We start from the raw sequence: 745 nt of genomic DNA on the forward strand, positions 1-745 counted from the left end.
CCAAGAGATTTCGAGAGTTCTACCATCGCATCAAATAACAAGTTATTCGGTCTTAAAGGGAGGTATTCTGTTTTGGAGGCACCTAAATGATAATGGGCATATTCCTTGCCAATCAATAAAATGATACCAGCAATAATTTGCTCCTTATATTTTGCAATTAGAAGGTATGTTTTACTGAGCATGGTTTCATCCATTTGGCGGTAAAAATAGGATTTATCAAAATAGTAATAGCTTGAGGCATTGTTACGATCCATCGTTTCATAATATAAATCCCTAAAAACTTCTATATCATCTTTATTCTTTGAAACCAATGCTTGAACTCCTTCTTTATTGGCTTTTTTAATATTTCTTTTATTGTTAGATGCGTAATTTTTTCTAATTTCTTCTAATGGAAGAGTCAAGTTTACTGCTGTTGTTTTTCGGATATAATCTACAGTCATTACATCCTTCATATATTCATGATTTTTCAGTAAAGGATGAAATCTAATGGTTTCAGTAATGATGTTATGATCGATACAATCCCTCTTAAATTGGCTGTAGAATGGTGTAATGACACTTCGATCCCCATCTAATACCGGACCACCATAACCGTATGGAGTTACGATATCATAATATCCTTCCTTTAAGGGAATCTTTCGTTTAATAAATGGATAAAATACTTTTCCGTCCTTATATTCATAATAAACGGCTTCCGGTACCCCATCTTCTACATCAGCAAATAAATGGACGTATTCCTTTGAATAAT

The 745-nt window shown here is 33.0% G+C and carries 1 protein-coding gene; it reads right to left on the reverse strand.

All coding sequences use genetic code 11. The annotated features are described in order from the left end of the window. Window positions 1–745: GNAT family N-acetyltransferase (locus ABES52_RS16755; RefSeq protein ID WP_429652458.1), on the reverse strand; the 745-nt coding region annotated here is incomplete at both ends.

Origin of the sequence: Aeribacillus pallidus (assembly GCF_050478865.1) — a bacterium.
Taxonomy (GTDB): Bacteria; Bacillota; Bacilli; order Bacillales; family JACDOC01; genus JACDOC01.